The sequence below is a fragment of the Nocardioides sp. genome, from assembly GCF_047607365.1.
In the GTDB taxonomy this organism is placed as follows: domain Bacteria; phylum Actinomycetota; class Actinomycetes; order Propionibacteriales; family Nocardioidaceae; genus Nocardioides.
In genome coordinates, this window is the sequence record NZ_JASGDD010000225.1 from 17,647 (window position 1) to 40,317 (window position 22,671).

Annotated in this window: 22 protein-coding genes; 14 read left to right on the forward strand and 8 right to left on the reverse strand. The window is 71.7% G+C overall.

Annotated elements, in window-relative coordinates; genetic code table 11:
* Window positions 1–101: 101 nt before the first annotated feature.
* The 5 genes from QM572_RS17630 to QM572_RS17650 are packed head-to-tail and all read left to right on the forward strand — an operon-like array spanning window position 102 to window position 5,792.
* A complete protein-coding gene (locus tag QM572_RS17630; protein ID WP_415095280.1) occupies window positions 102–1,778 on the forward strand; it encodes a CHAP domain-containing protein in 1,677 nt (558 codons plus the stop codon).
* Between the two features lie 44 nt (window positions 1,779–1,822).
* Window positions 1,823–2,422 (forward strand): DsbA family protein, encoded by a 600-nt coding sequence (locus tag QM572_RS17635; protein ID WP_415095281.1) that lies wholly within the window; start codon window positions 1,823–1,825, stop codon window positions 2,420–2,422.
* Window positions 2,419–3,021 (forward strand): maleylpyruvate isomerase family mycothiol-dependent enzyme, encoded by a 603-nt coding sequence (locus tag QM572_RS17640; protein ID WP_415095282.1) that lies wholly within the window; start codon window positions 2,419–2,421, stop codon window positions 3,019–3,021. Before QM572_RS17635 ends, QM572_RS17640 begins: the two co-directional genes overlap by 4 nt.
* A 9-nt stretch (window positions 3,022–3,030) precedes the next feature.
* Window positions 3,031–4,863 (forward strand): methionine--tRNA ligase, encoded by a 1,833-nt coding sequence (gene metG, locus QM572_RS17645; RefSeq protein ID WP_415095283.1) that lies wholly within the window; start codon window positions 3,031–3,033, stop codon window positions 4,861–4,863.
* A gap of 23 nt (window positions 4,864–4,886) precedes the next feature.
* Window positions 4,887–5,792 (forward strand): hypothetical protein, encoded by a 906-nt coding sequence (locus tag QM572_RS17650; protein ID WP_415095284.1) that lies wholly within the window; start codon window positions 4,887–4,889, stop codon window positions 5,790–5,792.
* A 165-nt stretch (window positions 5,793–5,957) separates the two neighbouring features.
* On the opposite strand, the gene QM572_RS17655 is transcribed toward QM572_RS17650, so the two are convergent.
* The 4 genes from QM572_RS17655 to QM572_RS17670 are packed head-to-tail and all read right to left on the reverse strand — an operon-like array spanning window position 5,958 to window position 10,528.
* The gene (locus QM572_RS17655; protein WP_415095285.1) at window positions 5,958–6,953 is read right to left on the reverse strand and encodes a sulfotransferase family protein; all 996 of its coding nucleotides are present in this window, start codon (window positions 6,951–6,953) and stop codon (window positions 5,958–5,960) included.
* 15 nt (window positions 6,954–6,968) lie between these two features.
* Window positions 6,969–8,627 carry a DUF885 domain-containing protein gene (locus QM572_RS17660; RefSeq protein WP_415095286.1) on the reverse strand — a complete coding sequence of 553 codons (1,659 nt, stop codon included), beginning with the start codon at window positions 8,625–8,627 and terminating at the stop codon, window positions 6,969–6,971.
* A gap of 36 nt (window positions 8,628–8,663) precedes the next feature.
* The gene (locus QM572_RS17665; RefSeq protein WP_415095287.1) at window positions 8,664–8,894 is read right to left on the reverse strand and encodes an acyl-CoA carboxylase subunit epsilon; all 231 of its coding nucleotides are present in this window, start codon (window positions 8,892–8,894) and stop codon (window positions 8,664–8,666) included.
* A complete protein-coding gene (locus QM572_RS17670) occupies window positions 8,891–10,528 on the reverse strand; it encodes an acyl-CoA carboxylase subunit beta (protein WP_415095288.1) in 1,638 nt (545 codons plus the stop codon). Before QM572_RS17670 ends, QM572_RS17665 begins: the two co-directional genes overlap by 4 nt.
* Window positions 10,529–10,617: 89 nt before the next feature.
* Between QM572_RS17670 and QM572_RS17675 the strand changes: the two genes are divergently transcribed.
* The 8 genes from QM572_RS17675 (at window position 10,618) to QM572_RS17710 (ending at window position 18,057) form a co-directional block, all read left to right on the forward strand.
* Window positions 10,618–11,337, forward strand: a complete 720-nt coding sequence (locus tag QM572_RS17675) for a biotin--[acetyl-CoA-carboxylase] ligase (protein WP_415095289.1) — start codon at window positions 10,618–10,620, stop codon at window positions 11,335–11,337.
* Between the two features lie 18 nt (window positions 11,338–11,355).
* Window positions 11,356–12,288 carry an adenylate/guanylate cyclase domain-containing protein gene (locus tag QM572_RS17680; RefSeq protein WP_415095290.1) on the forward strand — a complete coding sequence of 311 codons (933 nt, stop codon included), beginning with the start codon at window positions 11,356–11,358 and terminating at the stop codon, window positions 12,286–12,288.
* Between the two features lie 78 nt (window positions 12,289–12,366).
* Window positions 12,367–12,663 (forward strand): winged helix-turn-helix domain-containing protein, encoded by a 297-nt coding sequence (locus QM572_RS17685; RefSeq protein ID WP_415095291.1) that lies wholly within the window; start codon window positions 12,367–12,369, stop codon window positions 12,661–12,663.
* Between the two features lie 24 nt (window positions 12,664–12,687).
* The gene (locus QM572_RS17690) at window positions 12,688–13,875 is read left to right on the forward strand and encodes a 5-(carboxyamino)imidazole ribonucleotide synthase (protein WP_415095292.1); all 1,188 of its coding nucleotides are present in this window, start codon (window positions 12,688–12,690) and stop codon (window positions 13,873–13,875) included.
* A 35-nt stretch (window positions 13,876–13,910) separates the two neighbouring features.
* On the forward strand, window positions 13,911–14,381 hold the full coding sequence (gene purE, locus QM572_RS17695) for a 5-(carboxyamino)imidazole ribonucleotide mutase (protein ID WP_415095301.1): 471 nt from the start codon (window positions 13,911–13,913) through the stop codon (window positions 14,379–14,381).
* A gap of 18 nt (window positions 14,382–14,399) precedes the next feature.
* Window positions 14,400–14,996: a nucleoside deaminase gene (locus QM572_RS17700; protein WP_415095293.1), complete on the forward strand. Its 597-nt coding sequence runs from the start codon at window positions 14,400–14,402 to the stop codon at window positions 14,994–14,996.
* Window positions 14,997–15,094: 98 nt separating this feature from the next.
* Window positions 15,095–17,230: an ArnT family glycosyltransferase gene (locus tag QM572_RS17705; RefSeq protein WP_415095294.1), complete on the forward strand. Its 2,136-nt coding sequence runs from the start codon at window positions 15,095–15,097 to the stop codon at window positions 17,228–17,230.
* A complete protein-coding gene (locus QM572_RS17710) occupies window positions 17,227–18,057 on the forward strand; it encodes a dolichyl-phosphate beta-glucosyltransferase (RefSeq protein ID WP_415095295.1) in 831 nt (276 codons plus the stop codon). Before QM572_RS17705 ends, QM572_RS17710 begins: the two co-directional genes overlap by 4 nt.
* Here the strand turns inward: QM572_RS17710 and QM572_RS17715 are convergent.
* Both QM572_RS17715 and QM572_RS17720 read right to left on the reverse strand, forming a co-directional pair.
* Complete coding sequence (locus QM572_RS17715) at window positions 18,044–19,003, reverse strand: GGDEF domain-containing protein (RefSeq protein ID WP_415095296.1); 960 nt, start codon at window positions 19,001–19,003, stop codon at window positions 18,044–18,046. The genes QM572_RS17710 and QM572_RS17715 overlap by 14 nt on opposite strands.
* 105 nt (window positions 19,004–19,108) lie before the next feature.
* On the reverse strand, window positions 19,109–19,933 hold the full coding sequence (locus QM572_RS17720) for an aldo/keto reductase (protein WP_415095297.1): 825 nt from the start codon (window positions 19,931–19,933) through the stop codon (window positions 19,109–19,111).
* A gap of 25 nt (window positions 19,934–19,958) precedes the next feature.
* Here QM572_RS17720 and QM572_RS17725 point away from each other — a divergent pair, with 25 nt between their 5' ends.
* Window positions 19,959–20,717 carry a dienelactone hydrolase family protein gene (locus QM572_RS17725; RefSeq protein ID WP_415095298.1) on the forward strand — a complete coding sequence of 253 codons (759 nt, stop codon included), beginning with the start codon at window positions 19,959–19,961 and terminating at the stop codon, window positions 20,715–20,717.
* Window positions 20,718–20,727: 10 nt separating this feature from the next.
* On the opposite strand, the gene QM572_RS17730 is transcribed toward QM572_RS17725, so the two are convergent.
* Both QM572_RS17730 and QM572_RS17735 read right to left on the reverse strand, forming a co-directional pair.
* On the reverse strand, window positions 20,728–21,603 hold the full coding sequence (locus QM572_RS17730; RefSeq protein ID WP_415095299.1) for a crotonase/enoyl-CoA hydratase family protein: 876 nt from the start codon (window positions 21,601–21,603) through the stop codon (window positions 20,728–20,730).
* A 28-nt stretch (window positions 21,604–21,631) separates the two neighbouring features.
* Window positions 21,632–22,671, reverse strand: a 1,040-nt coding sequence (locus QM572_RS17735) for an LCP family protein (protein WP_415095300.1), incomplete at its 5' end; no start/stop codon positions are given.

Genomic DNA, 22,671 nt, shown 5'->3' on the forward strand with positions numbered 1-22,671 from the left:
CAGCCCGCCGCGAGCGGTGCGGAAACGCCCCGATCGAATTACAAAATTGTAGTTCGCCGTCCGGCGTGTCGCTCTTGACGAATCATCACTATGGTACCCACGTGCCACTCCAGTCACAGAGGTCTCACACGTCACGACGGGCGCTCATCGGAGCGCTCGTCGCACTGTTGATCGCCTCGCTGTGGGCGGCCAGCGGCCGGGTGCCGACCGCCTCGGCCGCCACCGCCGCCTCGACCACGCTGTGCTCCGGCTTCGACTCGTGCGCCAGCAAGGGCATGTCGCACGACGGCTACAAGACCGCGAAGTCGAACATGTACTGGAACATGTACTCGGGCGTGAACTGCACCAACTACGTCGCCTACCGGATGATCCGCGCGGGGATGTCCTCGACGCGGCCGAGCGAGCTCAAGACCGGGCTGGGCAACGCCACCTACTGGGGCGGCTCGTTCGGCTCCCTCACGACCTCGACGCCCATGGTCGGCTCGGTCGCGTGGTGGAAGGCCAACACCAACGGCGTCGGCTCGGCCGGCCACGTCGCCCGCGTCGAGGCGGTGCTGAGCAACGGCGACATCCAGATCTCGGAGTCCAACTACGGTAGCGAGTTCACCTGGCGCCAGCTCACCAAGGGCGGCAACCGCTGGCCGAGCGGCTTCATCCACCTCAAGGACTCGGTCGTCACCGTGACCAGTGCCCCCGGTGTCTCCGGCACGCCGCAGGTCGGCGTCCCGCTGACGGCGACGACCGGCTCGTGGACGCCGACGCCCACGTCGTACTCCTACCAGTGGTGGGCCAACGACGTGGCGATCTCCGGCGCCACCGGCTCCACCTACACCCCGACGGCAGCCGAGGTCGGCAAGACCATCACCACGACCGTCTGGGCCAACGCGGCCGGCTACGTGCAGGGCATCACCGGCTCCACGCGGAGCGCCGCCGTGCAGCCCGGCACCCAGACCGTCACCAGTGCTCCTACCGTCTCCGGCACTGCCCAGGTGGACGAGACGCTCACGGCGTCGCCCGGTTCCTACTCGCCGGGCGCCGACAGCATCTCCTACCAGTGGCTCGCCGACGGCAAGGCGATCGACGGCGCGACCAAGTCGACGTTCGTCCCGACCAAGGAGCAGGCCGACGCCCGGGTGAGCGTCAAGGTGACCGCGGCGAAGGCCGGTTACACCGCCGTGTCCCGTACGTCGTCCGCGACGGATCCGGTCCTGGCGCCCGCCATCCGGGTGACGACCGCCGCCATCACCGGCGTCCGTCACGTCGGCGAGGTGCTCACCGCCGACGTCCAGACCGCCGACCCCGTCGACGCCACGAAGGTCTACCAGTGGTTCCGCGACGGCGCGAAGATCAAGGGCGCCCGGTCGGCGACCTATCAGCTCAAGCGCGCCGACACCGGCTCGGCCATCTCCGCGAAGGTCGCCGTCTCCGCCCACGGCTACGTCGGCCGCACGCTCAAACTGAAGGCGGTCCGCGGCATCGTCGTGCCGGTCACCGCGACGGTCCGCACCGACCCGCAGAGCGCGAAGTCGGTGTGGGTGAAGGTCATCCTCGCCGCTCCCGGCGGCGCGAAGCCGACCGGCACGGTCGCGATCAAGGTCGGCAAGGAGCTGCACCGCGGGAAGCTCACCAAGAACGGCACCGTGCGGCTGCGCTTCACCCACGCGGGCTCGGGGACCCGTGCCGTGAAGGTCTACTACAAGGGCCGCAACGGGTTCACCACCGCCCGCGCAGCGACGACCGTCCAGGTCCCCGCGAAGCGGGCCGGCAAGGGCAGGTAGCGCCCCGCGGGGCGGATGCCGGGCTGCGTGCTTGACTGGTCGTCATGACGAGCGCCGACTTCTGGTTCGACCCTGCCTGTCCCTTCGCGTGGATCACGTCCCGCTGGATCCTCGAGGTCGAGAAGGTCCGTGACGTCCAGGTCACCTGGCACATCATGAGCCTGGCGTACCTCAACCAGGACAAGGACATCCCGGACGATTACCGCGCGTTCCTCTCCACCGCCTGGCAGCCGGTCCGGGTCTGCATGGCGGTGGAGCAGCGGTACGGCCAGGCGGAGCTCGCCGCGCTCTACACCGCACTCGGCACCCGGCGTCACGTCGAGGGGAGGACGCTGACGCGCGAGGTGATCGAGGACGCGCTCACCTCGGTGGGCCTGCCCGCCGAGCTCGCCGACGCGATGGACGACACCTCCTACGACGACGCCATCGCGAAGTCGCACCACGAGGGCATGGACCAGGTGGGCAACGAGGTCGGCACCCCCACCATCGCCATCGAGGGCCAGGCCTTCTTCGGTCCCGTCATCTCCAAGGCGCCCAAGGGCGAGGAGGCCGGGGAGCTCTGGGACGGCTTCGTGCTGGTGACGAAGTACCCCTACGTCTACGAGCTCAAGCGCGCCCGCACGCACGATCTCGACTTCACATGAGCCCGAGCGACGCCACCGAGGAGGAGGCCCCCGAGCTCACCGTCAGCGCGGACGGCCAGATGGGGATCCTGGCGCTGATCCGCTCCCTCGAGCAGGCCGCCGTGCTGCTCGACGGCATCGACGCCGAGGATCTCGCCCTGCCCACGCCGTGCCCCGACTGGACCGTGCGACAGCTCGCCAACCACCTCATCGCCCAGCCTCGCGTCTTCGTGACGATGCTCCAGGGCGCGCCGCCCGGCTGGAACGGGCGCGAGGACTACGCGGTGGCCCTGGGGGAGGAGCTGCGGACGCGCGGCAACACCCTCGTCAACCTGTGGCGCGAGGTCTCGGCCGCCGAGGCCCTGATGGTCGGGGACCCGGACTGGCAGGCCTGCGAGATCGCCGTGCACACCTGGGACCTCGCGGTCGCGCTCGGGGAGCCGACCGGCGCGCTCGACGAGGCCGTCGCGCAACGGGCGCTGGTGACGCTCGACCGGACCCTCGGCCCGGTGCGCAAGGGCCGGGCCTGGGCCGATGCGCTCGCCGCGCCACCGGGGTCGAACGCGTACGAGCACCTGGCGGCGTACGCCGGTAGGGCGGTTCCCTTCGTCGCTCACTAGGCTTGTCCGGTGAGCACCATCCCCGACGCATCGCGGCGTCACGTCCTCAGCGCCGTCGCCTGGCCGTATGCCAACGGCCCCCGCCACATCGGTCACGTCGCCGGCTTCGGCGTGCCGTCGGACGTGTTCAGCCGCTACATGCGGATGGCCGGCCACGAGGTGCTCATGGTGTCGGGCTCGGACGAGCACGGCACCCCGATCCTGATCGCGGCCGACGAGGCCGGGCTGAGCCCGCAGGAGCTCGTCGACCTCAACCACCGGCGCATCGTCGAGGACCTCGTCGGGCTGGGCCTGACCTACGACCTCTACACCCGCACCACGACGCTCAACCACCACGCCGTCGTACAGGAGCTGTTCACCGGCGTCTACGAGAACGGCTACTTCGTCGAGCAGACGACGAAGGGCGCGATCTCGCCGTCGACCGGCCGCACGCTTCCCGACCGCTACATCGAGGGCACCTGTCCGATCTGCGGGTACGACGGCGCGCGCGGCGACCAGTGCGACAACTGCGGCAACCAGCTCGACCCCGATCAGCTGATCAACCCGAAGTCGAAGATCAACGGGGAGACGCCCGAGTTCATCGAGACGCAGCACTTCTTCCTCGACCTGCCCGCCCTCGCGGAGGCGCTGGGCGCGTGGCTCGACGAGCGCGAGGCGACCGGCCTGTGGCGGCCCAACGTGATCCGCTTCTCGCAGAACATCCTGAAGGAGATCCGACCGCGCGCGATGACCCGCGACATCGACTGGGGCATCGCGATCCCGCTCGACGGCTGGCGGGAGAACCCGACGAAGAAGCTCTACGTCTGGTTCGACGCGGTCGTCGGCTACCTCTCGGCGTCGATCGAGTGGGCGCGGCGCTCGGGTGACCCGGAGGCGTGGCGGTCGTGGTGGAACGACCCCGAGGCGCTCAGCTACTACTTCATGGGCAAGGACAACATCACCTTCCACAGCCAGATCTGGCCGGCCGAGCTGCTCGCCTACAACGGCAGGGGCACGCTCGGTGGCGAGGCGCACGAGCTCGGGGAGCTCAACCTGCCGACCGAGGTGGTCTCGAGTGAGTTCCTGACGATGGAGGGCAAGAAGTTCTCCTCCTCGCGCAAGGTCGTCATCTACGTCCAGGACCTGCTCGCGCGCTACCAGCCCGACGCGTTCCGCTACTTCGTGGCCGTCGCCGGGCCGGAGTCGCAGGACAGCGACTTCTCCTGGGCGGAGTTCGTCCGGCGTACGAACGACGAGCTCGTCGCCGGGTGGGGGAACCTCGTCAACCGCACCGCCACGCTGATCCACAAGAACTTCGGGGAGGTCCCGGCCGCCGGGGAGCTGACCGAGTCGGAGACCGCGCTGCTGGCGACCATCGCCGCCGGCTTCGAGACGGTCGGCGGCTTCATCGGCGCCCACCGCCAGAAGGCGGCCATCGGCGAGGCCATGCGCCTGGTCGGCGAGGCCAACAAGTTCGTCTCCGACACCGAGCCGTGGAAGCTGGCGAAGACGGCGACCCCGGGCAGCGCCGACCGCGACCGGCTGGCCACCATCCTGCACGTCATGGCGCAGGCCGTGCACGACCTCAACCTGATCCTCAGCCCGTTCCTGCCGTTCAGCGCCAACGAGGTCTCCCGCGCGCTCGGCGGCGACGGCACGGTGGCTCCGCTCCCGCGGGTCGTCGAGGCGAGCGACCTCGACGACCCGTCGCGCGGCTATCCGATCATCACGGGCGACTACACCTCCGCGCCTGCCTGGGCGAGCAGCCCGGTCGCGGTCGGCGCCGCGGTCGGCAAGCCGACGCCGATCTTCACCAAGCTCGACCCGTCGATCGTCGAGGAGGAGCTCGCCCGTCTCGGGTGAGCACCGCCACTATCATTCAGCCCATGCCTTCCGGGATCCTCGCCACCCTGCCGTCTGCCGAGGACGCGGAGCTGGTCGTCCCCGCGCCCGGCGAGGGGCCGGGCAACTGGGCGGGCGCGGCGAGCGCGGTGCTGCACGAGGGCGTCTTCTGGCTGACCTGGCGCAACCGCCGGCCGCTGGCGGAGGGGAGGGGCGTGACCGTCGACGTCGCGCGCTCGACCGACGGCGTGAACTTCGAGACCGTTGCGGAGGTCTCCCGCGACCGGTTCCGCTGCGAGTCGCTCGAGCGGCCGGTGTTGGTCCCGCTTCCCGGCGGAGGCTGGCGGCTCTACCTCTCCTGCGCCACCTGGCACTCCAAGCACTGGTGGGTGGACAGCCTCACCGCGGCCACCCCCGAGGAGCTGCCGCACGGCGACCGCCAGGTGGTCCTGGCGGGCGACGACGAGCTCGCGGTCAAGGACCCCGTCATCACGGTCACCGACCATGGGGACGGCCGCGGAACGTGGGACATGTGGCTCTGCTGTCACCCGCTCACTGAGCCCGGCCACGAGGACCGCATGACGACCCGGCACCTCACCAGCCGCGACGGCCTCACCTGGGTCGACCGGGGCGAGGTGCTGTCGGGCCGCCTGGGGCAGTGGGACGAGCGGGGCGCTCGCGTCGCGGCCGTGCTCACCCAGGAGCCGCTCACCGTCCTCTACGACGGGCGTGCCGACGCCGCATCCAACTGGTACGAGACCACGGGCCTGGCCCGGTGGGACGGCGAGCGGTTCGTGCCCGACGACAACGTGCCGGCGATCGCCAGCCCGTGGTCCGACGGGGCCTTCCGCTATGCCAGCGCGGTGCCCCTGCCCGACGGCAGCACGCGCTTCTACGTCGAGGCGGCCCGCGAGGATGGCGCCCACGACCTCATCACGATGGTCCGCTGACCGAGTGGGGCCTCCGACCGGGTCGAGTGGAGCCTCCGACCAGGTCGAGTAGGGCCTCCGACCGGGCCGAGTAGGGCCTCCGACCGGGTCGAGTAGGGCCTCCGGCAGGCCGACCGACGCGCGAGGCCCCATTCGGGGTGAGGCGAGGCCCCATTCGGGGTGAGGCTAGGCCCCATTCGGCGGGGTGATGCGCTGGGTGAACGACCCGCGGCTCTCCACCGACAGCCAGGCCGAGTAGTCGTCGCCGGTCACCTCCGAGAGCTGGGCGATGTCCTCGGCGAAGGCCGGGAGGAGCGCGGCGCGCTGCTCCTCGCTCAGGTGGGGGCGCTTGGCGTCGTGGCTGCTCCTCAGCAGCGGCCGGAGCCGCGGCTCGCAGGCACGCCAGATCTCCGGGCGGGCGAACTGGCCGAGCCACGCGCCGCCGCGGATGACCGGGCCGAACACGCGAGGGCGCCAGCCCGGCTCGACGTAGACCCGTGAGTTGTCGGCCGGGATCGAGTCGACCCGGCCCGTCCCGATGCCGAGGAACCGGCAGGCCTCGTCGACCGTTCCCGCCGGGTCGTCCACGAGCGAGCGGTAGCGCAGCACCAGGATCCGCCCGGGATCGACCAGCGAGCGCAGATGTGTGAGCTGCTCACCGTAGAGCCCGAGCCCACGGTAGCGCCAGAACGGCGCCCACCCGGCGGCCGCGCGCTCCTCCTGCAGCTCGAACGCCGTGACGAAGTCGCCCACCGGCTCCAGCCCGTCGCACCACAGGTGCATCCAGTTGGAGTAGGCCCGGTCGATCGGGTCGCGCACGACGGCGATCAGCTTGACCTCCGGCAGCGCCGAGGCGATCGCCTCCCGCGCCTGGCGGCTCCAGAGGTAGAACGGCGTCGACTCGCCGCGCAGGACACCGTCGGGCATGCCGGCGAAGAGGGCGTCGTACTCCCGTCGCCGCCAGATCCACTCCTGCTGGGAGTGCGGGTCGCCCGGTCCGACGTACGCCGGCGGGGGAGCGTCGTCGCACAGCCAGTACTTCGGCTCCTTGGGCACGCTCATCGCCACCTCGGGGTGGCGTGCGAGCGCGGCGTGGAGCGCGGTCGTGCCCGCCTTCGGAGCGCCGATGATCATGAAGTCCGGCTGGGGGCTCCGCTGGGGACTCCGTTGGGGCACGTGCACCCACGGATCATAGGGTCACAAAGTCGACTGGAAAAGGAGATCTAGTGGAACCGAGCCGAGATCGAGCGCCCGGGTGTGGAAGGCCTTGAGGTCGAAGCCGGGGCGGCGACTCGCGTCCTCGCGGGCCTCCAGCCAGATCTTCTCCCCGACCTTGTACGACGGCGCCTGGCCCGGCCACCCGAGATACCGGTTCACCTCGAAGCGGATCTGGCTCTCGTCCATCCGGGTGTGGGCGAGCATGAACTCCAGCGCCCGCGCGGCGTCCCACGTCTCGCCCACCCGCCAGTTCCACGGATTCGCGGGGATGGCGAGGCCGAGGTGGACGCCGATGTCGACCACGACCCGGGCGGCGCGGAAGGACTGCGAGTCGAGGAAGCCGAGTCTCTCGCCGGGGTCGGCGAAGAAGCCGAGCTCGTCCATCAGCCGCTCGGCGTACAGCGCCCAGCCCTCGCCGTGGCCGGAGATCCAGCACATCAGCCGCTGCCAGCGGTTGAGCTGGTCGGCGTTGTGCACGGCCTGCGCGCACTGGAGGTGATGGCCGGGCACGCCCTCGTGGTAGACGGTGGTCAGCTCCTGCCAGGTCGCGAAGCGGGTCTGGGAGTCGGTGAAGGAGAACCACATCGTGCCGGGACGGCTGAAGTCCTCGGTCGGCGGGATGTACCACGCGCCGCCGTCGTTGGTCGGCGCCACCTTGCAGTCCAGCGTGCGGATCGGCTCGGGGATGTCGAAGTGCACGCCGTGGAACCGGTCGATCACCTCGTCGGAGCGCTCCTGCATCCATGCTCGGAAGTCGGCGCGGCTGGCGAGGTTGCGCGCCGGGTCGGCGTCGAGGGCGGCGGCGGCCTGCTCGATCGAGCCGCCGGGCACGATCCGGTCGGCCATCTCGGCCATGTCCCTCTCGATCCGGGCGAGCTCGTCCCAGCCCCAGGCGTAGGTGGCGTCGAGGTCGACGCTCGCGCCGAGGAAGTAGCGCGACGCGAGCGCGTAGTGCTCGCGCCCGACCCCGTCGTGCTCGCGCCCCAGCGGCGCCATCTCCCGCTCGAGGAAGCCGGCCAGATCCGTGTAGGCGTCCGACGCGGCGGCCGCCGCGGAGCTGAGCTGCGCCCGCAGCGTGTCCGGGATGGCGTCGTACGGCGTCGCGACGAGTCCGGCGAAGAAGTCGCTCCCGGGCCTGGTCCAGCCCCGGATGAGCGCGGCCGTCTCGACATACTGCCGGCGTGCCACCACCCGGCCGCGGGCGGCCTCCTCGTGCAGCGTGCGGCGGTAGTCGCCCAGCACCCGCGGCACGCCGGCGAGCCGGCCGGCCAGGGTGGCCGCCGCCTCCTCGGAGTCGCAGCTCATCAGCGTGAGCGCCTCCTGGATCCAGTGCGGCGCGCCCTCGATCACCGAGAGCTCGGAGCGCTTGAGCTGCGCGTCGGCCAGCTCGACCCGCAGCCCGACCCGCTCGAGGAAGGCGTCGCGGGCGAGCTCCTCCCGCGCGTCCACGGCGTGGAGCGCCGCGAGATCGCGGATGGCCTGCTTGTCGAGCTCCTCGCGCGCGGCGAATCCGTCGGGGGAGAGGTCGGGCAGCTCGTGGTCGTGGCCCGGGACGCCGATGGCCGTGGCCAGCAGCGGGTCCAGGGCGCAGGAGTCGAGGACGTAGCGCTCGCTCCGCTCGTCGATCGCTCGGGTCATCGGGACAGCCTCATCGGGGCGGTGTCGTCGGGGCGGTCATCGGGGGAGGGTGCTGGACCGCCACGAGGCGGGCAGCGCCGACCGCATGCCGCGGGCCGGGTTGCGCCACTCGGGGCGCCTGCGCACGGGCGGGGGCGCCCCGCCGCCGAGGGACGCGAAGACCGCCACGATCGCGGCGATCTCCTCCGGTGTGGCGTCGGAGCTGACCACGCGGAGCAGTGGCTTGGCCGGCTCGGTCGCCGGCGCCTCGGTCTCGGCGCCGGTCACAGGGGGATGTTCCCGTGCTTCTTGGGCGGCAGGCTGTCGCGCTTGGACTGCAGCACGCGCAGCGCCTTGACCACCTCGGCGCGGGTCTGGCGCGGGAAGATCACCGCGTCGACGTAGCCCCGCTCGGCGGCGATGTAGGGGTTGACCAGCGTCGTCTCGTACTCGTCGATGAGCTCCGCGCGGCGGGCCTCGACGTCGCCGCCGGCCTCCTCGACCTTCTTGAGCGTCCGGCGGTGCACGATGTTGGCCGCGCCCTGGGCGCCCATGACGGCGTACTGGCCGGTGGGCCAGGAGAAGTTGAGGTCGGCGCCGAGGTGCTTGGAGCCCATGACGTCGTACGCGCCGCCGTAGGCCTTGCGGGTGACGATCGTGACCATCGGGACGGTGGCCTCGGCATAGGCGTAGATGAGCTTCGCGCCGCGGCGGATGATGCCCTGCCACTCCTGGTCGGTGCCGGGCAGGAAGCCGGGCACGTCGACGAAGGTGAGGACGGGGATGTTGAACGCGTCGCAGGTGCGGACGAAGCGCGCGGCCTTCTCGGAGGCGTCGATGTCGAGGGTGCCGGCGAACTGCATCGGCTGGTTGGCGACGATGCCGACGGAGCGGCCCTCGACGCGGCCGAAGCCGACGATGATGTTGGGCGCGAAGAGCGGGTGCACCTCGGTGAACTCCCCTGAACCCGGCTCGCCGTCGAGGACGGTTTCAATCACGTCGTGCATGTCGTAGGGCTGGTTCGGCGAGTCCGGGATGATGGTGTCGAGCTTGAGGTCGTCCTCGTTGGGCTCGAGGTCGGCCACCTCCTCGTAGACCGGTGCCTCGTCCAGGTTGTTCGAGGGCAGGTAGGAGAGGAGCGCCTTGGTGTACTCGATCGCGTCCTCCTCGTCGTGCGCCATGTAGTGACTGTTGCCCGACTTGGTGTTGTGCGTGCGCGCGCCGCCGAGCTCCTCCATCGTCACGTCCTCGCCGGTGACCGTCTTGATCACGTCGGGCCCGGTGATGAACATGCCGGAGGTGCCGTCGACCATGATCGTGAAGTCGGTGACGGCGGGGGAGTAGACGTGGCCGCCGGCGCAGTTGCCCATGATGAGGCTGATCTGCGGGATCACGCCGGAGGCGCGGACGTTGCGGCGGAAGATCTCGCCGTAGAGGCCGAGGGAGACCACGCCCTCCTGGATGCGGGCGCCGGCGCCCTCGTTGATGCCGACGATCGGGGAGCCGGTCTTGATGGCGAGGTCCATGACCTTGAGGATCTTCTCGCCGTAGACCTCGCCCAGCGAGCCGCCGAAGACGGTGAAGTCCTGGGAGAACACGCACACCTGGCGGCCGTCGACGGTGCCGTAGCCGGTGATCACGCCGTCGCCGTACGGCCGGTTCTTCTCCAGGCCGAACGCGGTGGAGCGGTGCCGGGCCAGCTCGTCGAGCTCGACGAAGGAGCCCTCGTCGAAGAGCAGCTCGATCCGCTCGCGGGCGGTCTTGCGGCCCTTGGCGTGCTGCTTCTCCTGCGCCTTGGCGGCGGGCTGGTGGACGGCCTCGTCGATGCGACGCTCCAGGTCGGCCAGCTTGCCGGCCGTGGTGTGCAGGTCGATCTCGGTTTCGCCACTCTTCGGGGTCGCGGTCAGCTTCTCGGCACTCACAAGGTGGCACCCTACTGTCTGTGCCGACATCCGATCCCCTGGACCCTGTGAGGCTCGCCACTGCGCCTGGTGAAACGGGCGAGTGGACCGTGGAGGTGCTGAGGGAGGCGCCCTCGACCAACGCGGTCCTGGCCGAGAGGGCCCGGGACGGAGCGGCCCACGGGCTGGTCGTCGCGGCCGAGCACCAGAGCGCCGGACGTGGCCGGCTCGACCGCACCTGGACCGCGCCGCCGGGCACCTCGCTGACCTTCTCGGTGCTGCTGCGGCCGCAGACGCTGCCGCCGGCCCGCTGGACCTGGCTGCCGCTGCTGACCGGCCTCGCGGTCGCCTCCGCGCTGCGCTCGCTCGGCTACGACGCGACGGTGAAGTGGCCCAACGACGTGCTGCTGCACACCCCCGAGGGGGAGAGGAAGGTCTGCGGGATCCTCGTCGAGCGAGTGGGCGATGCGGCCGTCGTCGGCATCGGGCTCAACACCTCCCTGGCCGCCGACCAGCTTCCGGTGGAGACCGCCACGTCGCTCTCCCTCGTCTCCGGCGAGCCGGTGGACCGGACGGCGGTGCTGATCGCGGTGCTGCGGTCCCTGTTCGACCAGTACGCGGGCTGGCTCGCCGACCCGGACGAGACGGCGACGGCGTACGCGGAGACGAGCGGGACGCTCGGGCGGACCGTGCGCGCGGAGCTGCCCGGGGGAGGGACGCTGACCGGCACGGCCGTCGCGGTGGACGGCAGCGGCTGCCTGGTGATCGCGACCTCGGAGGGAGCGGTGACCGTGGCCGCCGCCGACGTCATTCATCTGCGGGCAACCTGACGATGGGATAATCCATCCGTGCCTGACGCCCCTCTCGCCCGCTACACCTCCGACGAGGTGGCGCAACGGACGGGAGTGCCGCCCGAGCAGGCCAAGCGGCTGTGGCGGGCGCTCGGCTTCGCCGACGCGGGCGACGAGGCCGTCTACACCGACGAGGACGTCGAGGCGGTCAGGACGGTCGCCGACGTGCTCGGCTCCGGCCTGCTCGACCTCGACATGGCGGTCAACCTCACCCGCGGCCTCGGCCTCTCCATGGCGCGGCTGGCCGAGTGGGAGGTCTCCGCGCTGGTCCACCGGCTGGACGAGCAGCTCCAGAGCGAGGCCGGCGCCCCGGTTCCGTTCCGTGCGGCAGCGGAGCAGTTCGCGAACACGTTCAACCCGTCGTTCGAGCGGCTGATGGTCTACGCCTGGCGCCGCCACATGGTCAACGCCATGGTCCGGCTCGACGCGGCCGACGAGGCCAACACCATCCAGGTGACCGTGGGCTTCGCCGACATCGTCAGCTTCACCGCGCTCTCCAACACGCTGTCGGAGGAGAAGATCGGCGATCTCGTCGAGCTCTTCGAGTCCCGCTGCGCCGACGTCGTCGCCCTGCAGAAGGGTCGCGTGATCAAGTCGCTCGGCGACTCGGTGCTCTTCGTCAACGAGGACCCGATCCAGGCGCTCGACACCGCGGAGGGGATCATCAACGTGGTCGGCCGCGACCCCCGGATGCCCGACGTCCGCGTCGGCATCGCCACCGGCTCGGTGGTGCTGCGCATGGGCGACGTCTTCGGCCCGCCGGTCAACATGGCCGCCCGCCTCACCGCGGTGGCCCGCCGCAACCGCATCATCATCGACGAGCACACCGCGACCCTCCTGCCGGCCGACCAGTTCGAGACCCGCCGCCTCCCCGCCCGCCCCGTCCGCGGCTTCGGGGTGCTGGAGCCGGTTGCCGTCATGCGCCACTGATCCGAGCGGCATGAACCTGCCACTGGCACCAACCTGCAAACGGTCGGCGGGGAGGCTCGGGGGCTTTACCTTTGCCTGGTGATCCAGGTCCAGGACGTGCAGCTCGACCCCGACAACCGGCGCGCGTGGCGCAACGGGGTGGAGGTGGCGCTCTCCCGCAAGGAGTTCGACCTCGTGCACAAGCTGATCGCGAACGCCGGTGCCATCGTCAGCCGCCAGGAGCTGATGCGCGACGTGTGGAAGACGGAGTTCTTCACCTCGTCGAAGACGATCGACGTCCATCTCGGCTGGGTCCGCCGCAAGCTCGGCGACGACACCCGCCGCCCCACTCTCATCTCCACCATTCGCGGCCAGGGTCTGAGGTTCAACGCCTGATCGGACCCCGTTAGGGTGACGGACGTGGCCAGCGCACCGACCCTCGCGATCATCGGCGGCGGACAGCTCGCCCGGATGATGGCGCAGCCGGCGATCGCGCTCGGCCTGCCGCTGCGGCTGCTCGCCGAGGCGGAGGGCGTCTCGGCGGCGCAGGTGATCCCCGACCAGCTGGTCGGCGACTACCGCGACCTCGGCACGCTCCGCACGGCGACGTCGGACTGCGCGGTCGTCACCTTCGACCACGAGCACGTCCCGACCGAGCATCTCGCGGCGCTGGCCGCGGACGGCGTGGCCGTCCGCCCGGGCCCCGACGCGCTCGTCTACGCCCAGGACAAGGGCCTCATGCGCGAGCGGCTCGGCGAGCTCGGGGCCCCGTGCCCGCGCAACGCGGTCGTCGCGACGCCCGACGAGGTCGAGGCGTTCGGCCTCCCGTGCGTCCTCAAGATCACCCGAGGTGGGTACGACGGCCGCGGGGTGTGGGTCGTCCGGTCGGTGGCCGACGTGGCCGAGCCCTTCGCCGCCGCGGAGGCGGCCGGCCACGGAGACGGCGCCGTCCGCGTGCTGGCCGAGGAGCTGGTCGACTTCCGCCGTGAGCTGTCCGCGATCGTCGCGCGCTCCCCGAGCGGGCAGGCCGCGGCGTACCCGGTGGTCCAGACCACGCAGCGCGACGGCATCTGCCACGAGGTGATCGCGCCGGCCCCCGATCTCGCCCCCGAGCTGGGCGCGCAGGCGCAGGCGCTGGCGCTCCGCATCGCCGGCGAGCTCGGCGTCACCGGGATCCTCGCGGTGGAGCTCTTCGAGACCGTCGACGAGCAGGGGCGGCCGGCCCTCCTGGTGAACGAGCTCGCGATGCGGCCGCACAACACCGGCCACTGGACCCAGGACGGGGCCGAGACCTCGCAGTTCGAGAACCACCTGCGCGCCGTGATGGACCTCCCGCTCGGCGCCCCCACCCCACGGGCGCCCTGGACGGTGATGGTCAACATCCTCGGCGGCAGCGCGGGCGGCGACGTCGGCAGCCTGTACGACGGCTTGCCGCACGCGCTCGCCCGCGACCCGCGACTGCGGGTCCACCTCTACGGCAAGGATCTGAGGCCGGGCCGCAAGGTCGGGCACGTCAACGTGTACGGCGACGACCTGGACGACCTGCTCGAGCGGGCCCGCCACGCGGCGGCGTGGTTCGCCGGAGACCTGGGAGACGAGAGCGAGTGAGCGACGTGAGCAGTCCGACAGCGGTCGGGATCGTGATGGGCTCGGACTCCGACTGGCCGGTGATGCGGGCCGCGGGGGAGGCGCTCACCGAGTTCGGCATCGCCTGGGAGGCCGACGTGATCTCGGCGCACCGCATGCCCGAGGAGATGATCGCCTGGGGGAAGGCGGCGCACGAGCGCGGCCTGTCGGTGATCATCGCCGGCGCCGGCGGCGCGGCGCACCTGCCCGGGATGCTCGCGGCCGTCACGCCCCTGCCCGTCATCGGCGTGCCGGTGCCGCTCAAGCACCTCGACGGGGTGGACTCGCTGCTCTCCATCGTGCAGATGCCCGCCGGGGTCCCGGTCGCGACCGTCTCCATCGGCAATGCCCGCAACGCCGGCCTGCTCGCCGCCCGCATCCTCGCCGTCGGCGACCCGGCGCTCACCGCCCGGATGGTCGACTTCCAGGCCGAGCTCAAGGCCGCCGCCCACGCCAAGGGCGCCGTCGTCCGCGACGCGCGGGCCTGAGACTCCCGGACGTCGGCAGTGGAGCTCGCGACCGGCTTCTCGCTCGCGCTGCCGCCCTGGCTGGCGGCCGAGCTGCCGGACGCGCCGCCGGCCTTCGCGGACGACGCGTCGGCGATGGCTTACGTCAACGCGCTAGCCGCCCGCAACCACGTCGAGGGCAACGGCGGGCCCTTCGCGGCGGTCGTCCTCGAGCGCGACACCGGTGCGCTGGTCTCGGTCGGGGTCAACGTCGTGCTCGCCTCCGGGCTCTCCTCGGCGCACGCCGAGGTGATGGCGCTGTCACTGGCGCAGGCCCGGCTGGGGCGCTGGGACCTCGGCGCCTCCGGCCGGCCGGCTCACACCCTCGTCGTCAACTGGCGGCCCTGCGTGATGTGCGGGGGAGCGGCGCTGTGGTCGGGCGTGCGGCGGATCGTGATCGCGGGCGACGGCCCCGAGCTGGAGGAGCTGACCGGCTTCGACGAGGGGCCGGCCCATCCGGAGTGGGTCGCCGAGATGGAGCGACGCGGCGTCGAGGTCCGGGTCGGCGTCGGCCGGGACGAGGCGATCGAGGTGTTCACGGCGTACGGCGCCCGGGAGGACGCCGTGGTCTACAACGCCCGTCAGGACGGCGGCTGACAGCGGGTGACAGCGGCTGACAGCCGGGCACAGCGAATTCAGGGTCTCCATAGGATCGCTTCACCGGTTGCATAGCGCGGCACCGGATCGTTGAGGCTATGACTGCCATGCTGACGCCACCCGGACACGCGCCCGCGGAGGCCCACGAGGCCCCGCCACGTCGCCGCCGCCCCAGCGGCCGCGCGCTCTCCGTCGTCGCCCTGCTCGCCGGCACGGCAGTCGCCTACCTCTGGACGCTGTCGGAGTCCGGCTACGCCAACAGCTTCTACTCCGCCGCCGCGCAGGCCGGGTCGGAGAGCTGGAAGGCGTGGTTCTTCGGCAGCCTCGACTCCGGCAACGCCATCACCGTCGACAAGCCGCCCGCCGCGCTGTGGATCATGGGCCTCTCGGTGCGGATCTTCGGGCTCAGCTCGTGGAGCATCCTCGTGCCGGAGGCCCTGCTGGGCGTGGCGACGGTCGGCCTCGTCTACGCCACCGTACGCCGGACGAGCGGTCACACGGCCGCGATCGCCGCCGGCGCGGTGACCGCGCTGACGCCGTCGGCCGCGCTGATGTTCCGGTTCAACAACCCGGACGCGCTGCTGCTCTTCCTCCTCGTCGCCGCCGGCTACGCCATGACACGCGCGCTGGAGACGGTGCGTACCCGCTGGCTGGTCCTGGCCGGCGCGCTGGTCGGCTTCGGCTTCCTCGCCAAGATGCTCCAGGCGTTCCTGGTGCTCCCCGCCTTCGCGCTGGTCTACCTCGTCGCGGCGCCCACGCCGGTCCGGCGCCGGCTGTGGCAGCTCGTCGTGGCCTTCGTCTCGGTGCTGGCCAGCGCCGGCTGGTGGGTCGCGATCGTCGAGCTGGTGCCCGAGTCGTGGCGGCCCTACATCGACGGCTCGACCACCAACTCGATCCTCGAGCTCGCCTTCGGCTACAACGGCCTCGGCCGGATCACCGGCGACGAGACCGGTGGTCTCGGCAACGGCGGCTTCAGCTCCGGCGTCGGCATCCTGCGCCTCTTCGGCGGCGTCTCCGGCGGCATGGTGACCTGGATCCTCCCGGCTGCGCTCGCTCTGCTCGTCGCCGGCGTCGCCTTCCGAGGCCGGGCGCCGCGCACCGACCGGGTCCGCGCGCTCCTGCTGATGAACGGCCTCGCGATGATCACCACGGGGCTGGTCTTCTCCTTCATGGGCGGCATCTACCACGACTACTACACGGTCGCGCTCGCTCCCTGGATCGCGATGACCGCGGTGATGGGCTTCGCCGAGGTGTGGCGCCACCGCGCCTCGCTGGTCGCGCGCGTCGTCCTCGTCGTCGCGACGCTCGGCTCCGCCGCCTGGGCCTGGGTGCTGCTCGGCCAGGCCGACGGGCAGCCGTGGGCGACCCTGCGGTGGGTGGTGCTGGTGGCCGGCATCGCCGCCGCGCCCCTGCTGCTCCTCGTGCACCGCTCCTCGCGGGCCATCCTCGGCGGAGCCCTCGGCCTGGTCGTCCTGACCGGGATCACCGGCCCGGCGGCGTACTCGGTCGACACGATCAACACCGCTCACACCGGCTCCATCGTGACGGCGGGCCCGGTGTCGAGTCGTGGCGGCTTCGGCGGCGGTGGCGGGCCGGGCGGTGGCCGCGGCGGCTTCGGCGGTCAGGGCGGCCCGGGCCAGCAGAGCAATCAGAACGGCCAGCAGAACGGCCAGGGCGGTCCGGGCGGCCAGATGGGCCAGCCCCCGTCGCAGAACGGCCAGAGCAACCAGAACGGCCAGGGCAACCAGATGGGCCAGCCGCCGTCGCAGAACGGCCAGAGCAACGGCCAGGGCGGTCCCAGCCGGATGGGCGACGGTGGCGGCAACCGCGGTGGCGGGGGCGGCGCGTTCGGCGGCACCTCGGTCTCCTCGGAGATGAAGGCGCTCCTCACCGACGGCGCTGACGGCTATCGCTGGGTCGCCGCCACGGTCGGGGCGACGAACGCGGCGTCCTACCAGCTCGCCACCGAGGAGCCGGTGATGGCGCTCGGCGGGTTCAACGGGACCACGTCGAGCATCACCCTGGCGCAGTTCGAGGAGTACGTCGCCGACGGCGACATCCACTACTACATCGCCAGCAGCGGGCTCGGCGGCGGCCGGGGCGGCAACTCGGCCATCTCGGAGATCACCAGCTGGGTGGAGGAGAACTTCACCGCGACGACGGTCGGGTCGACCACCGTCTACGACCTGACCCAGACGCCCTCGGGCGGCGACTCGTCGGGGACGAACGCATGAGCGTTCTCGCTCGCGGTGAGACGACGACGTCGGCGACCGTGACCACGGCGCTCGAGATCGTCATCCCGGTCTACAACGAGGAGGGCGCGCTGGCCGGATCGGTCCGCCGCCTCGACGACTACCTCCGCACCCAGCCGTGGAGCTACCGGATCGTCATCGCCGACAACGCGAGCACGGACGGCACGTGGCCGATCGCGCTCGAGCTGGCCGGCGAGCTCGACGCCGTACGCGCGCTGCGGTTGGAGGAGAAGGGGCGTGGCCGGGCGCTGCGAGCCGCCTGGATGGACTCGGCGGCCGACGTGGTCGGCTACATGGACGTCGACCTCTCGACCGACCTGAAGGCGATCGGCCCCATGGTCGCGCCGCTGCTGAGCGGGCACTCCGACGTCGCGATCGGGACCCGGCTGGCCCGTGGCAGCCGGGTCCTGCGCGGAGCGCGGCGCGAGGTGATCTCGCGCTGCTACAACGCCCTCCTGGCGCTCACGCTGGCCGTCGGCTTCAGCGACGCCCAGTGCGGCTTCAAGGCGATGCGCCGCGAGGTCGCCGAGAGCATCCTGCCGCGGGTCGAGGACGAGGAGTGGTTCTTCGACACCGAGCTGCTCGTCATGGCCGAGGAGCTGGGGATGCGGATCCACGAGGTGCCGGTCGACTGGGTCGACGACCCCGACTCGCGCGTCGACATCGCGCGTACGGCGTGGGCGGATCTCAAGGGCATCGCACGCCTGATCCGCCGGCTCTCCTGGCGGAGGATGCTGCGGCGTCACCTGCGCGCCGCGCCGCTCTACGGGCTCGCGATCGCGCTGATCGCCGTGATCATCCTTCGGTGACGCGGGCCTCGTGCCGGGCCTTGCCGTGGTACATCTCGCGGTCGGCGCGCGCGAGCAGGTCCTCCAGGTCGTCCCCGGCCACGAGCTCGTCGACGCCCCAGGTCCACTCGACCGTCGCGGCGTCGTGCACCTCGCCCAGGCGGCGGCGCGCCTGGGCGGCGGTGTGACCGGGGAGGAGGACGACGAACTCGTCGCCGCCGATCCGGCCCACCGGGAGCCCGTCGAACGCGTCGAGCCACTCCCGCGTGGCCCGCACCAGGAGATCGTCGCCCGCGCTGTGACCGCGGGTGTTGTTGACCTCCCGGAGCCGGTCGAGGTCGATGAGGGCCGCCGCGACCGGCTCGCCCCGGCGCGCCGCCGAGGTGAGCATCCGGTCGCCCTGCCGGACCAGCCCGGCACGGTTCAGCGCGCCGGTCAGCGGGTCGGTGTACATCAGCCGGCTGATACGCCCGTTCAGCACGTGCACGGTCTCGCACATCAGCGTGGCCTGGCCCGCGATGATGACGGCCATCGTGGTCAGCATCCCGTCACCGCGCAGGGCCATCGTGGCGACCCACGCCAGCAGGCCGCCGTAGAAGAGCGCCATCGCCCTTCGCGGGAGCAGCCAGCTCGCGTAGATCCCGACCATGGGGAGGGCGAGCCCGTTGCTCAGGGCGCCGGTGCCGAGGTGGGTGTCGCGGCTCATCCCGACGACGCTCGTGAGATAGAGCGCGAGGAAGACGATCGCCTCCCGATCGCCGAAGCCACGCCCTCGGATGGCCGCGTAGGCCGCCAGCGCGAGCGCCAACGCCCCGAGGGTCGCGAGCACCCACGCCGGGTTCTTCCCGGGCGTGTGGAACGCGGCCCCCAGGAGCAGGGCGACGCCCGCCAGGCCGTAGATGACGACCGTGGACGCGGCGAGTGCGGGGAAGCGTGAGGGGCGCACGGGGCGCAGAGCTGGTGTCACCGAGTCGGACCTCCTCATCAGATCCGAGACCCGGGGCGGAACGCTACCGGCGAGGGTGGGCGAGCGCCAGGGACCAAGGTCCCTTCCGGTCCCCGTGTGGGGCTCTCAGCCGCCGAAGGAGGCGGGGTCGGGCCCGATCCGCCCGCCGGCGTCCAGCGCGTCGATCGCCGAGAGCTCGTCGCCGGAGAGCTCGAAGTCGAAGACGGCGAAGTTCTCCGCGATCCGGCTCGGCGTCACCGACTTCGGGATGACGACCCGGCCCGACTGCAGGTGCCAGCGCAGGATGACCTGGGCGACCGTGCGCTCCTCGGCCTCCGCGATGCCGGCCAGGGTCGGGTCCTCGAGGATCGTGCCCTGGCCGAGCGGGCTCCAGGCCTCGGTGAGGATCCGGTGCGCCGCGTCGGCACGCTCGGTGGCGAGGTTGCGGAAGCGGGGGTGGAGCTCCACCTGGTTGATCACCGGCACCTCCTCGGACTCGGCGAGGAGCCGGTCCAGATGCTCGGGCAGGAAGTTCGAGACGCCGATCGCGCGCACCAGGCCGTCGGCGTACAGCCTCTCGAAGGCCCGCCAGGTCTCGAGGTAGAGGTCGCGGCTGGGGACGGGCCAGTGGATGAGGTAGAGGTCGACCTGGTCCACGGCCAGGCGCGCACGGCTCTGCTCGAAGGCCCGGAGCGTCGCGTCGTAGCCCTGCGCGGCGTTCCAGAGCTTCGTCGTCACGAAGAGCTCCTCGCGCGGGATGCCGCATGCCGCGAGCGCGCGGCCCACGCCCTGCTCGTTGCCGTAGACGGCCGCGGTGTCGATGTGGCGGTAGCCGGTCTCCAGCGCCGTGGTCACCACCGCCTCGGTCTCGTCGTCGGACACCCGCCAGACGCCGAAGCCCAGCTGGGGGATCTCGACGCCGTTGTGGAAGGTCAGGGTGGGGGCGCTCATGCCCGCCACGCTAGCGTGGCGGCCCATGGCCGAGCTGACCTCGATCCCCACGCCCGACGGCGCCGCGGAGGCGTTCCTCGCCCGTCCCGCGAGCGGGCCCGCCCGCGGCGGCGTGCTGCTCTTCATGGACGCCATCGGGCTGCGGCCGCGGATCGCCGAGATGGCCGAACGGATCGCGTCGTGGGGCTACGTCGTGCTGGCGCCCAACGTCTTCCATCGCGACGGGACGGTCGCCGAGCTCGCGCCGACGACCGACCTGCGCGACCCCGAGAACCGTGCCGCGTTCTTCGCCGGCGGGGTGATGGAGCGGGTGCGCGCGCTCACCGCCGAGCTGGCCGTGCCCGACATCGAGGCCTATGTCGCGGCCCTCCAGGAACACGCGAGGTCGTACGCCGGCGAGGAGCTGCCCCTGGCCGCGACGGGCTACTGCATGGGGGCTCGGCTGGCGGTCCGCGCGGCGGGCCGGTTCCACGGGCTGGTCCTCGCCGTCGGGGGCTTCCACGGCGGCGGCCTGGTGACCGATGCGCCGGACAGCCCGCACACCGTCCTGACCGGCCGGACGGCGTACCTCTTCGGGCACGCGGACAACGACCGCTCGATGACACCGGAGAACGTCGCCGACCTCGACGCCGCGCTCACGGCCGTCGGCGCGCGGTTCTCCAGTGCGATCTATCCGGGCGCACCGCACGGCTACACCATGAGCGACACATCGTCGTGGGACGAGGCCGGGGAGCGGCGGCACTGGGCCGAGCTCGAGGCCTTCCTCGCCGAGACGCTCGGCTGAGCCCCGATCGTCAGGCGGGGAAGACCGGGGGGACGTCGCTCGGCTTGGAGGTGAAGTCGGCGGCGCGCTTCTCCAGGAAGGCCGCGACGCCGTCCTTGCCGTCGGGGCTCACCGAGGTCTTCCACATCGCGATCGAGTCGGCGATGTGCGCCTGCATCGGCGACTCGGTCGCCCTCCAGAGCAGGTGGCGCGCGAGACCGAGCGCGACGGCGCTGCGGCCCTTGACGAAGGACCGGGCGAGCTCGAGCGCCGCCGGGACGAGCTCGTCCGGCTCGTGCACGCTGCGCACCAGCCGGCCGGCGAGCGCCTGCTCGGCAGTCAGGATGTCGGCGGAGTAGACCCACTCCAGTGCCTGCTGGATCCCCACGATGCGGGGCAGGAAGTGCGACGAGGTCGCCTCCGGGACGATGCCGAGCCGGCCGAAGACGAAGCCGATCCGCGCGCTCGTCGAGGCCAGCCGGATGTCCATCGGCAGCGTCATCGTGGCGCCGATGCCGACCGCGGGGCCGTTGATCGCGGCGATGACGGGCTTGGGCAGGCGGTGGACCGCCAGCGAGATCTTGCCGCCGACGTCGCGCACGCCGGTGAGGTAGGGCTCCTCGTCGAGGTGCTCGACCAGCGCCTCCGGCGTGACGTCCTCGACGCTCTCGTCGAGCCCGAAGACGTTGCCCTCGCGGGAGAGGTCCATGCCCGCGCAGAACGCGCGGCCCGCGCCGGTCACGACCACGGCGCGGATGTCGTCGTCGGTGGCGCGGCCGGACCAGAAGTCCTGGAGGTCCAGGGACATCTGGATGTTGAACGCGTTGAGGGAGTCGGGACGGTCGAGGGTGAGCAGGGCGATGCCGTCCTCGTCGACCTCGAGCGCGAGGGTCTCGTACGTCGTCATGGGGGGTCCTTTCGAGATTCGGCCGGCGTCACCCGGTCACGGACTTCGGCAGTCCGCTCGGGGTGCAGAGCCTGGCCGGGATGCTGGCGGTGTCGTCGTTCGCGATGTAGCTGAACATCTTCTTCGATCGGGTGGCGTCCCAGTGGATGTAGAGGTCGGAGATCGGGACGCCGCACTTCTTGGCGTCCTCGCCGGAGACGGACTTGAACGCGAGGGCGAACTTCGCCAGGCCCACCGTGCTCATGCCCTCGCCGACCTTGATCACCTCGGCGGGCCGCTTGAACTTGGCCAGCTTGAATGGGTTGAGCAGCGTGCCGAGCCGGGAGGCTCGCGTTCCGATCTGGCCGATCACCTCGTTCTGGGCCTCGCCGCGGCCGAGATCGCCGAGCTGCTGGGCGTGCCGGGATCGGGAGTAGGCGAGCGCCTTGACCCCGCCGGCGTGCTGGCACCCCTTCTTCACGTGGAGGTTGGCCAGGTCGTCGTCCATGTCGGTGGTCGGGCAGATGGTCACGCCGCCGACGCTGTTGACCAGCCGGACGAGGCCGCCCATGCCGATCTCGACGTACCCGTCGATCCGGATGCCGGTGTCCTGCTCGATCGTCTGCACGAGCAGCTCCGGTCCGCCCCAGGCGAAGGCCGCGTTGATCTTCGACTTCCCGTGCCCCGGGATCGACACGTAGGAGTCGCGGGGGATGGTGAGCATCGTGGTCGGCCCCGACCCGGTGTGCAGCAGCTTGATCGTGTCGGTCCGCTGGCCGACGTCGCCGCCGGTGTGCAGCCGCTTGCGCTGGCGCTTGGTGAGCCCCGCGCGGGAGTCGGAGCCGACGACGAGGTACGTCGTCCCCGGCTGCTCGGCCGGCCTGGTCCCGCTCGGCTCGTAGGCGACCTGCTGGAAGTCCTTGGCGACCGACAGCCCGACCCACACCAGCGACCCGATCCACAGCAGGACGAGCGCGTACACGACCCGGCGGACGACCTTGAAGCTGATCCGGCGGCGGGGCTTCTCGGCGGGCGCCGCGGCCGGCCGGGCGGGACGGACCGGCGGAGGAGCGGACGGGGGCGCGGAGC